The sequence below is a fragment of the Limnobaculum xujianqingii genome, assembly GCF_013394855.1.
Classification (GTDB): Bacteria; Pseudomonadota; Gammaproteobacteria; order Enterobacterales; family Enterobacteriaceae; genus Limnobaculum; species Limnobaculum xujianqingii.
In genome coordinates, this window is record NZ_JABMLK010000002.1 from 1,013,249 (window position 1) to 1,026,767 (window position 13,519).

Genomic DNA, 13,519 nt, shown 5'->3' on the forward strand with positions numbered 1-13,519 from the left:
CGAGGCTGAAATGAAGAACAAACTGAAACTCACTCTGGTTGGATTGTTAGCTGCTACTCTGCTACAAACTGCATCAGCAGCGGAAAAAATTACCGTATTTGCTGCTGCATCGTTAACTAACGCACTGGAAGAAATCGCAACAGATTATAAGAAAAAAAGCGGTGTAGAGGTTACTTCCTCCTTTGCTTCTTCTTCAACGCTGGCCCGTCAAATTGAACAGGGTGCTCCGGCAGATATGTTCATCTCTGCTGACCAACAGTGGATGGATTACGTAGTTGAAAAGAAACTGATGGACGATAAAACTCGCGTAACCTTGCTGGGTAACGATCTGGTTCTGGTGGCTCCACTCGATAGCCCGTTAAAACATGTCAATGTGAATAAAGTCACTGACTGGTCATCTTTACTGAAAGATGGGCGTCTGGCAGTCGGCGATCCGGACCACGTTCCGGCAGGTATCTATACTAAACAGGCATTAACTTTCCTTGGCGTTTGGGATCAACTATCACCAAAAATGGCTCGTGCAAACAACGTACGTGCTGCACTGGCATTGGTTGAGCGTGCTGAGGCTCCGTTGGGAATTGTGTATGGTTCAGATGCGGTAGCCAGTAAAAAGGTAAAAATGGTTGGTATTTTTCCGGATGACAGTCATTTACCGGTAGAATATCCAATGGCGACAGTAAAAGACCATTCAACTCCAGCCGTACAGGAATTTGCTAAGTATCTGTCTACACCGGAAGCTACTGCAGTATTTGAAAAATATGGGTTCAGTCCACGTATTAAATGATGTTATCTCAATATGAGTTAGAAGCCCTGCTACTCAGCCTTAAGGTGGCTGGAGTGGCAGTGGCTTTCAGTTTACCTGTCGGTATTTTTGTTGCCTGGATTCTGGCTCGCTGTCAGTTTCCGGGCAAAGCATTACTGGACAGCATTATTCATCTTCCACTGGTGCTACCTCCAGTAGTTATTGGCTATTTACTGTTAATCGGCTTTGGTCGCAGAGGCATTATTGGTGAATGGCTATATCAGTGGTTTGGTTTTAGCTTTACTTTTAGCTGGCGTGGAGCGGCCTTTGCTTCTGCGGTTATTGCTTTTCCTTTAATGGTCAGGGCAATTCGTCTGGCGCTTGAAGCGGTTGATACCAAGCTGGAACAAGCCGCCAGAACGCTGGGGGCCGGTTTCTGGCGAGTGTTGTTTACCGTAACCTTACCTTTGGCTTTTCCCGGTCTGTTGGCTGGGGTAGTGCTGGCCTTTGCCCGCTCGTTGGGGGAGTTTGGCGCTACTATTACCTTTGTCTCTAATATCCCCGGTGAAACCCGAACCATCCCTTTGGCGATGTATACTCTGATTGAAACGCCTGGTGCGGAAGGGGATGCGGCTCGCCTGTGTATTATCGCTATTTTGCTGTCGTTAATATCGTTGCTGATGTCTGAATGGCTGGCACGCTGGAGTCAACGGAGGCTGAAAGGCTGATGTTAAAGCTCAATTTTAAACAGCGGCTGGGGGCTCTGGAGATGGATATCTCGGTTGAAGTTCCTGGCGATGGTATTACCGCAATTTTTGGTCTGTCCGGCGCAGGTAAAACTTCACTAATTAATGCAGTAAGTGGGTTAACGCGTCCTGACAGCGGCGAAATTATTTTGAACGACAGGGTGCTGGTAGATTGTTCCCGTGGAATTTATTTGCCGCCAGCAAAGCGCCGTATTGGTTATGTGTTTCAGGATGCACGTCTGTTCCCTCATTACAGCACCAAAGGTAATTTACAGTACGGTATGCAACCACAAATGCAACACCAGTTTGATGATATTGTTGAACTGTTGGGTATTGGTCATCTGCTTAAACGTTTTCCTGTGACCTTATCCGGCGGCGAAAAACAGCGAGTTGCTATTGGTCGTGCTCTATTGACCGCTCCTGAATTGTTATTGATGGATGAGCCTCTGGCTTCGCTGGATGTACCACGTAAGCGGGAACTGATCCCTTATCTGGAACGGCTGGCTAAAGATGTGAATATTCCCATTCTGTATGTGACCCACAGTATGGAAGAGATTCTGCGTCTGGCGGAACAGGTGATAGTGCTGGATAGTGGCAAAGTCAGAGCCTCCGGGGAACTGGAGAGCGTATGGGCCAGTGATGCCATGACGCCATGGCTACAGCAGGATGAGCAGAGCAGCGTACTGAATGTGACTTTGTTGGAACAGCATGATAAATATTCGATGAGTGCGTTGGCGTTAGGAGAACAGTGCCTGTGGGTTAATCGGGTAGATGTAGCACAGGGGCAAAGATTACGTATTCGTATTAATGCGGCGGATGTCTCTTTAGCATTAACTAAACCGCAGGATAGCAGTATCCGCAACGTGTTGGCTGCTGAGGTGATAGAAATTTATTCCTCAGACGAGCGCATAGATGTGAAACTGTCGGTAGGGCAGCATGCCATTTGGGCCAGAATTACACCCTGGGCTCGGGATGAGTTGAATATCAGTGTGGGGCAGTCGTTGTTTGCGTTGGTTAAGGCGGTGTCGATTAGTCGTGAGGCATGGTGATGAGGCCATTTTTAATAGGTCTAATCTAATAAATCATCGCCTGTGTACGTTCCGACCGTAAAAATAAGGTGCTTAAATGGGCTGAGAGTACGGTCGGAAGACAATTTGTACTTAGCTACAGAGTGCCCCGGGCCTGGTCTGCCTACGGGCACTTCGTTGGCTTACGCCAAGTCGACCCCCACGGCAGCCCCTCCCGGCGATTGACTATTTTTAAGCATACATGTTAAGCCGCCAGATATTGTCATCGATTAATAATGCCTCCAATTGGGAGGCATTTTCATGATGCATTATTCTATTTACTGCTGCAAAACACGTTCGCGGATGATATTTGCGATGGTTGGGGTGTCGTTTTCTCCGGCTACCAGATTGGCGTGCATTTTTACTTCGTCGCTGCTGTTACCCATGGCGACGCCTAATCCTGCCTGAGATAGCATGCTGACGTCGTTCAGGTTATCGCCGAAGGCAATGACGTTATTCATGCTGATTCCCTGAGATTCGACCCACTCACGCAGTCTGTTGCCTTTACTGTTGCCTTGTTGAGCCAGATCTATCTGGTTATGCCATGAGCGTTCACAGGCGAGTCCCAGCTCTTTTTCTACCAGGTTACTGAAGTGGTTAAGAGCATCTTCGTCATCGCTGGAGGTGGCGAACTTCCATACGTTATTTGCCTGGTCGATCGCCGTTTCGAATTTATCCACATGGAGCATGTTGGGGCGTTGGTTCTCCGGCAGGCGAGCGGCCCAGGCGTACCAGCGATCGATGCTGTCATCTTTCTGTTCAAAAGTCATGGCGTTATCAATGTACATCAGGCTTTGAATTGGATGATTACGCAGTAATTGAGCCACACGGGTTGCCTGAGATTTTGTCAGCGGCGTTCCGGATAGTACCTGTTGTTTTTGATAGTGATAGGTATAGGTACCGTTACAGCAAATAGCGGGCGTATCCAATTGCAGTGCCTGATAGAAGGGATGGATAGCAACGTGATGGCGTCCGGTAACGATAACCACTTTAATGCCTTGTTGACGGGCAAGGGCCAGAGTATCGAGAGATTCTTGTAAAATCTGCTTGTGTGAGTTGAGTAAAGTACCGTCGAGGTCGAGAGCAATAATCTGATATTTCATGGCGGCTATATTGTCTGCTGTTAACGTGATGGGAGGGAGCGGAAACCTCAATTCGAGCATAAAACCAACAGATTATCAAAGTTTATTGCTGACTCTATTTTTATGGATGGGATGTAACATTTCTGTAACTAAACTTGGGTACTCTAACCGGTGGGTAATTTGCGTAGTGATTCAGAACAGGGCGCGATCGCGACTTTTAGAGTGATAAGACGAAAGTTTAGGGTAAATAACAGAGATCTTTATTCTGAACAGAAAGAAGAATATAGCTGGTGAAAATATTAGCTAAAAGCGCGTCTGTAAAATTTTTTTTCAATTATTTTTAAGAATAAATCTCTGGTAAACAGGATAAAAAAATTTTTAGAAGAGATGTTTTTAACTGAGTTTCTGAAAAAGGCACCGGACGCAATGCAGCAGTATTAGTAGGAAAATTTTACTTATCCACCATTCCTGTGGATAACCTTGTGTATTACCGTTAGAAAAATCATCTCATCCCAGCCCTGATGCGGCTTTTCCAGTTTTTGTTTGCATTCTCGACGCCAGTGGAAATGTTATTTTTATCATTAAGTTAGCTAAAATCAATAGGCCAATATTGGACGGCAAATGGTTCAGTGGATATGACTGAAAAAATGCGCTGATTTGAGAAATGTCAACACGTTCTTGGGGATAAATTACATTTCTATAACTTGACTATTAGCCCTTATCGATATACCCGCGCTATTGGAGCAATAGTTGTTTTAAAATTAAACAGTTACTCAAATTAGGTTTTTTACTGGTTTAATATACAGTATAATGGAAGTGGTAAAATACTGTCCAGCTCCACATAATAGAAATTGCGATCTTCATCGAACTTTATTTTCAGGTAGCGTGAATCATGAGTAAAACATTCAAACTAAACTCCGCTTTCCAACCCGCAGGCGATCAACCCGAGGCTATCAGGCGGTTGACTGAAGGGTTAGAGGATGGATTAGCTCACCAAACGCTGCTTGGGGTAACTGGCTCGGGTAAAACATTCACTATTGCTAACGTGATTGCCGAATTAGAAAGACCTACCATGATACTGGCGCCGAATAAGACGCTGGCGGCTCAGTTATATGGGGAGATGAAAGCCTTTTTTCCTGAGAATGCGGTGGAGTATTTCGTCTCTTATTATGATTATTATCAGCCGGAAGCTTATGTTCCCAGCTCGGATACCTTTATTGAAAAAGACGCATCGATAAACGAACATATTGAGCAGATGCGGCTGTCGGCCACCAAAGCTTTGTTGGAGCGGCGGGATGTGGTTCTGGTAGCTTCGGTATCTGCTATCTATGGTTTGGGCGATCCGGACGCCTATCTGAAAATGATGTTGCACCTGACGCGCGGCATGATTATCGATCAGCGTTCGATTTTGCAACGTCTGGCGGAATTGCAATACACCCGAAACGATCAGGTCTTTCAGCGCAGTACTTTTCGGGTGCGCGGTGAAGTAATTGATATCTTCCCGGCGGAGTCGGACGAGTACGCTCTGCGTATCGAATTGTTTGATGATGAAGTGGAGCGTCTGTCGGTTTTTGACCCGTTGACTGGTCAGGTTCAGCAGGTGGTTCCCCGTTTCACTATCTATCCTAAAACTCACTATGTCACGCCGCGGGAACGCATACTGGAAGCTATTGAAGGTATTAAAGTTGAACTGGCAGATCGCCGCCGGGTACTACTGGCAAATGACAAGTTGGTGGAAGAGCAGCGTCTGAGTCAACGAACCCAGTTTGATATAGAGATGATGAATGAGCTGGGCTATTGCTCCGGCATCGAAAACTATTCACGCTATCTATCGGGGCGTGGAGAAGGTGCACCACCTCCAACTCTGTTTGATTACCTACCGGCGGATGGCTTGCTGGTGATTGATGAATCTCACGTAACCGTGCCTCAGCTAGGCGGTATGTATCGAGGTGACCGGGCGCGTAAAGAGACGCTGGTGGAATATGGCTTCCGTTTGCCTTCTGCATTAGACAACCGTCCGCTGCGATTTGAAGAATTTGAACAATTAGCTCCGCAAACCATTTATGTGTCTGCTACACCCGGAAATTATGAGCTGGAAAAATCCGGTAGTGAAGTTATCGATCAGGTAGTACGTCCTACGGGGTTATTGGATCCACTCATTGAAGTACGTCCTGTTACTACTCAGGTGGATGACTTACTGTCTGAAATTCGTATTCGGGTGGAGAAGAACGAGCGGGTGTTGGTCACTACGCTTACCAAACGGATGGCAGAAGATTTAACCGAATATCTGGAAGAGCATGGAGAGCGGGTACGCTATCTGCACTCGGATATTGATACTGTTGAGCGGGTGGAGATTATTCGCGACCTGCGATTAGGTGAGTTTGATGTACTGGTAGGGATCAACCTGTTGCGGGAAGGTCTGGATATGCCAGAAGTTTCATTAGTGGCGATTTTAGATGCAGATAAAGAAGGGTTCCTGCGTTCTGAACGTTCACTGATTCAGACTATTGGTCGTGCGGCGCGTAATCTAAACGGCAAAGCGATTCTCTACGGCGATAGAGTGACTAACTCGATGGCGAAGGCCATTGATGAAACCGAACGTCGCAGAGCGCGGCAGATAGCCTATAATGAGGCTAACGGAATTGTTCCACAAGGATTGAATAAATCGATTGAGGATATTCTGGAGCTGGGTCAGGGATTAGGTACGCTGAAACATGCTAAAGGCCGGGGTAAGAAGAAAGCGGCAGAGCCAGAGGCTGATTACACAGCACTGACACCGCAGGCATTGGATAAAAAGATTCGCGAACTGGAAGGCAAAATGTATCAGCATGCGCAGAATCTTGAGTTTGAAGATGCGGCTCAGTTACGGGATCAGTTACAGAAGCTGCGGGAGCAGTTTATAGCGATATCGTAATCATTGATTGGTCGGTCCGTGTAAGCGATTAAGGAGAAGTAATGTCGTTTCCAATGTTTAAATATCATCCGGATCCTCTTGAGACCGGCAGCATTGTTCAATCTGATGTTGAATGCATCTGCTGTGGTCAGGCTCGAGGTTATATTTATACCGGCCCGGTTTATGCCATTGAAGAATATGATGAATGTCTGTGTCCCTGGTGCATCAGTGACGGTTCCGCACATAAGACATTAGATGTCAGCTTCACCGATGAAAGTGGTATTGGTGGTTATGGTGATTGGGATGATATTCCTGATGAGGCAGTAGAAGAGGTCGCATACCGTACGCCAGGTTTTTCTGGCTGGCAGCAAGAACAGTGGTGGACTCATTGTGGCGATGCAGCACAGTTTATCGGACGAGTTGGTCAAAAAGAGCTGAAGGCGTTTGGTACTCAAGCGATTACTGCAATTCAAGACTCTACCGGATTGCCTGATGGCCCTGAATGGGATAACTTTTTCTCCGCGTTAGATAAAGATGGCTCACCGACGGCCTATCTATTCCGGTGTACCAAATGTGGCGAGTTAGGCGGTTATCAGGACTGCGACTAAAAATTTTGAAATGAATAATTAGTGATTGTATCCGGACATACCAGAATTTTAATGTGTGTGATGCTAACTTAGTCTGATTATCAATAAAGGCGGCCAGTTGGCCGCCTTTATGCACGATGATGTTATCTAAAATGTCGGAATCCACCAACCCGTCCCTGAAACCCATGAGACAGGTTGCCTCGATCGAACTGGTGCATATTCTCCATGCGGTTTCCTCCACCCTGGAATTGCCCGCTACCTAAACGACTGCCGTCAAAGTTTTGATTACTATTCTGACGTGTCTGAATACGATTTTGTCGGTTTTGTTGGATGTTACTCCGGTTAATATCAGCAGAAGAGGAGTAACTGCGATCTTCTGTACGTTGATTAGCTCGGGTACGGGCCAATTGGTCGCGATCTACCCCGGCATTTGATGGCGGTGTGACTTGTTTAAGCTGACCATTAGACTGAACCTGCTGCCAACCCTGACCCTTATCATAGCGATAAACATGACCATCTTTACCTGCGTAGAAGCCATTATCAGTATTGACGTGTCCACCATGAGTAATTTGACCCGTGCTGGCATCATAATGCACATAGCCCGAACCATGAGCATTACCGGCAATCCCCTGACTGTTAAACGCGCGAGCGGAAGTCGCTCCCTGATCGGTACGGGTGGCCACATGAGCATTGTCAGTTACGCGGCCTGTACGCGTATTGACGCTGGTTCTATTGTTGGCGCCAATGGCATTTCCGGTATCCGGGTTGGCGATAGCTGCGCCATGAGAGGCAACAGCTCTGCCAGTTTGTGGGTTATAACGCACGTTGCCAGCAACCCCTGATTTAATTCCGGTGTAATCATTGATATTGCGGGCAGCGTAACCATAGCCATGAGTGCCAGTAGCCTGATTGTAAAAACTGCCTCTGACGCCAGTGCCATAGTTTCCGGTCCACGGATTGGACCAGTCGGTACGAACGCCTTGTGCAACAGTATTTCCCCAACGGCCATATACATTACTGATGGCAACAGAAGGGCCGTCATACCATGGCGTAGGGCCATCCCAGTCATACCATGGTCCCCATGATGGACCATACCAGGCGGATGCCCATGCCCACCCGGCAATAAAGCCAACGGACCAGCCAACGTAGGGGTCATAACCAAAAGCAGCATTATAACCATAGGTGGCAGGGCAGCCGTACCAAACGTTACCAACCCAGGCATTGCAGGGATAACCAGTTCCATAAACCACCACGTTATTACTGACTACAGTACCGTAATAACCAGGGGTATAACCAACATACACTATGCTGGTTGTGTGACCATATACATGAACATAGGTGACATAGTGAATGGGTGATGAGGCAGGGATGGTATAAATTATCGCCGGAACCGACAGCGCTACAGACCAAGGTCCGGTAGATGAAGTAGCCGTAAACCAAATACCGTTTTGTACTGCATAAAACAGATTAGGGCTCACTTCAATCACTGGAAGGGCGCTATTGGCGGCGTAGTGAAGGGTGGTGCCATCAATTGATTTAAACTGTGCTTTACCACCGTCATAGCTCACATTAAGTTTTGCCTGCTGAATATTAACGCTGGCGGTTTGTGGTATTGAATTAGCGATAAGTGATTCTTTTGCTTCAGGGGTTCCCGGTATTGACGCCAGTACCGCACTTTTTGGACTCAGCGACGGTATTTTAGCGAAATCCGCCGGTAATTTTTCGCCCGGAACATAGGTCCAGGGGCCTTTAGTGGAATCAGACGTAAACCAACGACCAGACAGTAAAACATACCAGGCATTATTGGTTGCTGAGTCAACAAACACATCGCCGCTGGTATTGGTTACATACATCAAGGCAGTATTTTCAATCGGGGCAAATTGAGGATCGCCATCAACCGTAATTAATTCTGTTGGTGTGGTTGCGGTATAAATAGTGGGGTATTTCCCTTCCGCTAACGATTTTTTCATTACATCGCCAAGTTTATCCATTACATCTACTGCCTTAGCTTTAACCGCTTCTTGCATCACTTGCTGAAATCCATCGGGAATGGTGGTCAGCGGTTGCCAGTTGCCATCCAGTTTAGCGGCAGACATCCAATGATTAGCAAAATAGATATACCAGCGGCTATCTTTTTCCAGCAGCAATGAGCGGGTATTTATCACCCGGCTGATACTTTCAATGGAAGTTGGTTTGGTAACTGGTTCACCGTCAACCAGCACTAACAGTGCAGGGGTGAGCGAGAAAATAATCTGTGGTGGTTTATTATCTACTGCAATACCGACCTGTTGATTCTCTGCCTGATTAATCGCCAGCGAAGCTTCGATCTGATCCAGATTAACCATCAGGTTTTTCTGTGGTAGCGCCTTTTTTACTAACGCCAGATAGTCATTTTGTTTATCCGGGGCGGTTGGAAAATTGGCTTTATCAATGCTGATATCGTGCAGTTGCGCCGTTCGGGCTGCCGTATTGGTATCAATCAGCGCTGAAAACCAGACTACGCCATAGTCTAACTGTGCTCTTTTTTTACCATTTTTATCCGTAACAGAACCCTTATTAACCGAGATTGCCAGACGGCCTTTCAAGGTATTACCTTCCAGACTATCCAGTTGTGGCTGGTAGAAAATGACGGGTATCTTGTCGATGGTATAGTTGTGTGGCCAGGGCGCCGTTTGTGCGCTGGTGTTTAGGTCGGGTGCTGGTGCTGTTTTTGCGGCCTGAACCGGAATCGCGACAGCAAGAGACAGACTAAGTAGTAAAGTAGTTAATCGGTAAGAACGAGAGAGAAACATAATTGTGCCTCATTGAAAAGCCAAAAGCGTTGTAGTTAACTGCGTGATTCATAATCGTATTTAACATATAGCGTACAAAGATGCTTTACTAGTTTCTTATGGTTATTTTTACCTTATTAATTATTTAAGCTTTAGGCATAAAGTGACCTTGGGCCAACGGCTTGTTATACTTAAACTTCGTCGTCAGCACAGGTCGTTAATTTTATTATGCAACATCAATCAAAAGATCCTCTCCACGGCATAACCCTCGAACGTCTGCTGACGATTCTGGTGGATAAATTCGGTTGGGAAGCATTGGCTCGTGAAGTCAATATCAACTGTTTTAAAAACGATCCCAGTATTAAATCTAGTCTGAAATTCTTACGCCGTACCCCATGGGCACGTAAACAGGTGGAAGATCTGTATATTCATCACCAGTTGAGTAATCAGGTAACTAAAGGGGATGAGGTGGAAAGTCCTTGGGGGAAGTGGGAGAAGTAGTAAGTTTTTTGCTACTGTCTACAAAACCAACAACTCTTCCTGATTGGCAATTAATCGATCCTGCGACGACACTAATCCCTCAATAAGCTAAACATCTGATTCACCTGTCGTTTAACCTGCTAATCCATATGGTTTTCAGGGTGATATAACAATTTACTGTTATACTTATTTAATTCACCTGACAGGAATGTCTACGTCGGTGTATCAGGATTGATAGCAGACAATTAAGTCTAAAAGGGAGAATCAACATGAAATCAGCATTTATCAAAACACTGGGCGTCGCTTGCATTGTATTAAGCATGGCAGGGTGCGCATCGAATATCTCTTCAAGTTCATACAATGATAAGCAAGTAGGGCAGGCCAGTCGCACTTATGCGGGAGTAATTGTCAGTTCAAGAGTGGTTGATGTAGAAGGTAACAGCAGTATTGGCGGGCTGGTTGGTTCAGCGGCCGGTGGTGTGGCTGGCTCTGCTATTGGCGGCGGTTTCCGGGCTAATGCGCTGGGAGCGATCGGCGGTGCTTTACTGGGGGGAATGCTGGGTTCATCTCTGGAAAGCAGTGCTTCTAAGCAACAGGCAATTGAGTATGTAATTCAAACCGAAAGCAACGGCATGATTACCGTAGCTCAGGGCATGGATCAACCGTTGTCTAACGGTCAAAAAGTACTGGTCATTGAAGGTAAACCAACTCGCGTTGTGGCAGATACCCGTACTCAGAAATAATCGAATAATTGAAATAAAAAAGTGCGAGAGATGAATAATCCTCGCGCTTTTTTATGTTGTGTTATCTGCCGAATTTTTGCAGTGCCGCTTCCAGCGCTTTATGTAGCATTTCACGATCGTGACGGTATGGGATATCTTCCGCTTCCAGAGGCTGTTGAACAATGACCTTATCGGTAATGCCTTCCGGGCTGGTGTGCGGACCAATAATTATACCGTCAATTTTTCGTCCACCGATGGCTTGCTCGATGATATCCATTTTATCTTTCAGGCGAAGTGCCGCAGCGGCCGGGCTTAGTTCTTTAGCCAGATTGCCAATATAAATAATCTTAGCTTTACTACGATGCAGCGCCTGAGCGATTTCAGTGAGTAACAATGGCGGCAGTAGACTGGTCATAAAGCTTCCGGGGCCGATTAAAATCAGTTCTGCTTCATCAATGGCTTCGATGGCTTCGCGGGTTGCCGGAACATGAGGTTCCAATAACAGTTGTTCTGGCATCTGTTTCAGACTGTCGACATTCACTTCGCCGTAAACCACATTACCTTCCACATCGACGGCAGCCAGATCTACAGGATGCTCCGACATGGGGATCAGATAGGCTCGTACTTTTAACAAATTACGAATCAGATTTATGGCTTCTAAAGGGCGAACGCTAAGGTTATCCAGCGCCTTAAGCATCAGATTACCCAGATTATGTCCTGCAAGCTCACCGTTGCCGCTAAAGCGGTATTCAAACATGGTGGAGGCTACGCTGGGTTCAGTAATGAGCTGATTAAGGCAGCTACGAGTATCGCCCCAGGCAATTCCGCCTTCTGATTTGCGGATGCGTCCTGTTGAGCCACCGTTATCGGTAGTGGTCACAATGCCGGTAAGACGAGAGCCTAAAGGAGAGAGTGCCGACATTACCCGGCCTAAACCATGTCCTCCGCCAAGCGCCACCACATGTTCCAGATCGCTTAAGGTGCGATTACGCATAACATTCCTTTTTGTGAAGCTTATTTTTGCGGCATAAGTTAACCGATTTTGAAACAAAAGGCGAAATCTGCGTGATTTTGCATGACATGGGTCAACATTGACCTATATCAAGCTGCATCATTGGGTTTTTCAGTAAGGTGCTTGCAAATAAATTGAAGAATAAACGTTGTATAAATAATTACATAACGATTTATAATTCTGGCAGTAAGTGAAATTACGCATTAGTATCTATATATTGCTCTGTTAATCACTCAGTTGTTAGTCATCAACCGATTTAGAGCATACAATGAAATGAAACTCTGAGCTGCTTCGACCTAAGTCAGTCAATGATATGGTGCTGCAGCCGTGGCTTAACGTCACCAGGGTGTATGGTAGAAATGCCTGCGCCTCCCGATATTGGAAAGGTGTTTTATGGTATCGCAATTGACCGATGCTTTTGATCGCAAATTTTATTATTTGCGCTTATCTATTACCGATGTTTGCAACTTTCGTTGCAACTACTGTTTGCCTGATGGTTATAAACCAAATTCAAACAAGCGGTTCCTTACTCTTGACGAAATTAAACGCGTTGGCCGTGGCTTTGCTGAACTCGGAACGGAGAAAGTCCGTCTGACCGGTGGCGAACCTACATTACGCCGCGATTTCGTTGATATCGTTGCAGCAATCCGTGAAAATTCGGCTATTAAAACACTGGCGGTAACCACCAACGGTTATCGGATGGCAAGAGATATTCAGAGCTGGAAAGATGCGGGTTTAACCTCGGTGAACGTCAGCGTCGATAGTCTGGATGCGCGTCAGTTTCACGCTATTACCGGTCAGGACAAGTTCCGTCAGGTGATGGAAGGTATCGATGCCGGTTTTGCTGCCGGATTCAAAAAAATCAAAGTAAATACTGTGTTGATGCGTGATGTGAACGATCGCAGCCTGGCTACTTTCCTCGACTGGATTAAGCATCGTCCAATTCAACTACGTTTTATTGAACTAATGGAAACCGGAGAAGGAACTGACTTGTTCCGTAAACATCATGTTTCCGGTGAAGTGATCCGTCAGCAACTGCTGGAAAGAGGCTGGCAACAAGCTATCCGCAGCCGTAGCGATGGTCCGGCACAAGTATTTAACCATCCTGATTATCAGGGCGAAATCGGCCTGATCATGCCTTATGAAAAAGATTTCTGTCTGAGCTGTAACCGCCTGCGGGTTTCTGCGGTAGGTAATTTACACCTTTGCCTGTTTGGTGAGCACGGTATTTCACTGCGCGACCTGCTGGAAGAGGATAATCAGCTCGAAGCGTTAAAAGATCGCATTCAGGAAAAACTTCAAACTAAAAAGCAGACACACTTCCTGCATCAGGGTAATAGCGGCATTACGCAAAACCTGTCATTTATTGGCGGTTGATAACTCGCAAAATCGGGTTATCAACAGACATTATGATTTA

General features: G+C 46.2%; 11 protein-coding genes and 1 riboswitch. Of the genes, 8 read left to right on the forward strand and 3 right to left on the reverse strand.

The window, feature by feature from the left end; translation table 11 throughout:
* Positions 1-10 precede the first annotated feature (10 nt).
* Genes modA through modC form a run of 3 tightly spaced genes read left to right on the forward strand, consistent with a single transcriptional unit; the run spans position 11 to position 2,537 of the window.
* Positions 11-784 carry a molybdate ABC transporter substrate-binding protein gene (gene modA, locus GOL65_RS18665; protein WP_140918012.1) on the forward strand — a complete coding sequence of 258 codons (774 nt, stop codon included), beginning with the start codon at positions 11-13 and terminating at the stop codon, positions 782-784.
* The gene (gene modB, locus GOL65_RS18670) at positions 781-1,470 is read left to right on the forward strand and encodes a molybdate ABC transporter permease subunit (protein WP_130591688.1); all 690 of its coding nucleotides are present in this window, start codon (positions 781-783) and stop codon (positions 1,468-1,470) included. The genes modA and modB overlap by 4 nt, the downstream gene beginning before the upstream one ends.
* Complete coding sequence (gene modC / locus GOL65_RS18675; RefSeq protein ID WP_140918011.1) at positions 1,470-2,537, forward strand: molybdenum ABC transporter ATP-binding protein ModC; 1,068 nt, start codon at positions 1,470-1,472, stop codon at positions 2,535-2,537. Before modB ends, modC begins: the two co-directional genes overlap by 1 nt.
* A 296-nt stretch (positions 2,538-2,833) precedes the next feature.
* On the opposite strand, the gene GOL65_RS18680 is transcribed toward modC, so the two are convergent.
* A complete protein-coding gene (locus GOL65_RS18680) occupies positions 2,834-3,658 on the reverse strand; it encodes a pyridoxal phosphatase (RefSeq protein ID WP_140918010.1) in 825 nt (274 codons plus the stop codon).
* Between the two features lie 871 nt (positions 3,659-4,529).
* Here GOL65_RS18680 and uvrB point away from each other — a divergent pair.
* On the forward strand, positions 4,530-6,551 hold the full coding sequence (gene uvrB, locus GOL65_RS18685; RefSeq protein WP_140918009.1) for an excinuclease ABC subunit UvrB: 2,022 nt from the start codon (positions 4,530-4,532) through the stop codon (positions 6,549-6,551).
* Positions 6,552-6,592: 41 nt separating this feature from the next.
* Entirely contained in the window at positions 6,593-7,138 is a 546-nt protein-coding gene (locus GOL65_RS18690; RefSeq protein WP_140918008.1) for a CbrC family protein, read from the forward strand.
* Positions 7,139-7,260: 122 nt separating this feature from the next.
* Here the strand turns inward: GOL65_RS18690 and GOL65_RS18695 are convergent, their stop codons facing one another.
* Complete coding sequence (locus GOL65_RS18695; protein WP_179038493.1) at positions 7,261-9,909, reverse strand: hypothetical protein; 2,649 nt, start codon at positions 9,907-9,909, stop codon at positions 7,261-7,263.
* A gap of 207 nt (positions 9,910-10,116) precedes the next feature.
* On the opposite strand from GOL65_RS18695, the gene GOL65_RS18700 reads away from it, so the two are divergent.
* Positions 10,117-10,389: a VF530 family protein gene (locus GOL65_RS18700; protein WP_140918006.1), complete on the forward strand. Its 273-nt coding sequence runs from the start codon at positions 10,117-10,119 to the stop codon at positions 10,387-10,389.
* Between the two features lie 248 nt (positions 10,390-10,637).
* Positions 10,638-11,111 carry an outer membrane lipoprotein gene (locus GOL65_RS18705; protein ID WP_140918005.1) on the forward strand — a complete coding sequence of 158 codons (474 nt, stop codon included), beginning with the start codon at positions 10,638-10,640 and terminating at the stop codon, positions 11,109-11,111.
* Between the two features lie 61 nt (positions 11,112-11,172).
* Here GOL65_RS18705 and yvcK read toward each other — a convergent pair whose 3' ends face one another.
* Positions 11,173-12,084, reverse strand: coding sequence for a uridine diphosphate-N-acetylglucosamine-binding protein YvcK (yvcK, locus tag GOL65_RS18710; RefSeq protein WP_140918004.1), 912 nt, complete (start codon positions 12,082-12,084; stop codon positions 11,173-11,175).
* A 285-nt stretch (positions 12,085-12,369) separates the two neighbouring features.
* A riboswitch (molybdenum cofactor riboswitch) is annotated at positions 12,370-12,507 on the forward strand.
* Between yvcK and moaA the strand changes: the two genes are divergently transcribed.
* Positions 12,496-13,479, forward strand: coding sequence for a GTP 3',8-cyclase MoaA (gene moaA, locus GOL65_RS18715; protein ID WP_140918003.1), 984 nt, complete (start codon positions 12,496-12,498; stop codon positions 13,477-13,479). It overlaps the preceding riboswitch by 12 nt.
* Positions 13,480-13,519 lie beyond the last annotated feature (40 nt).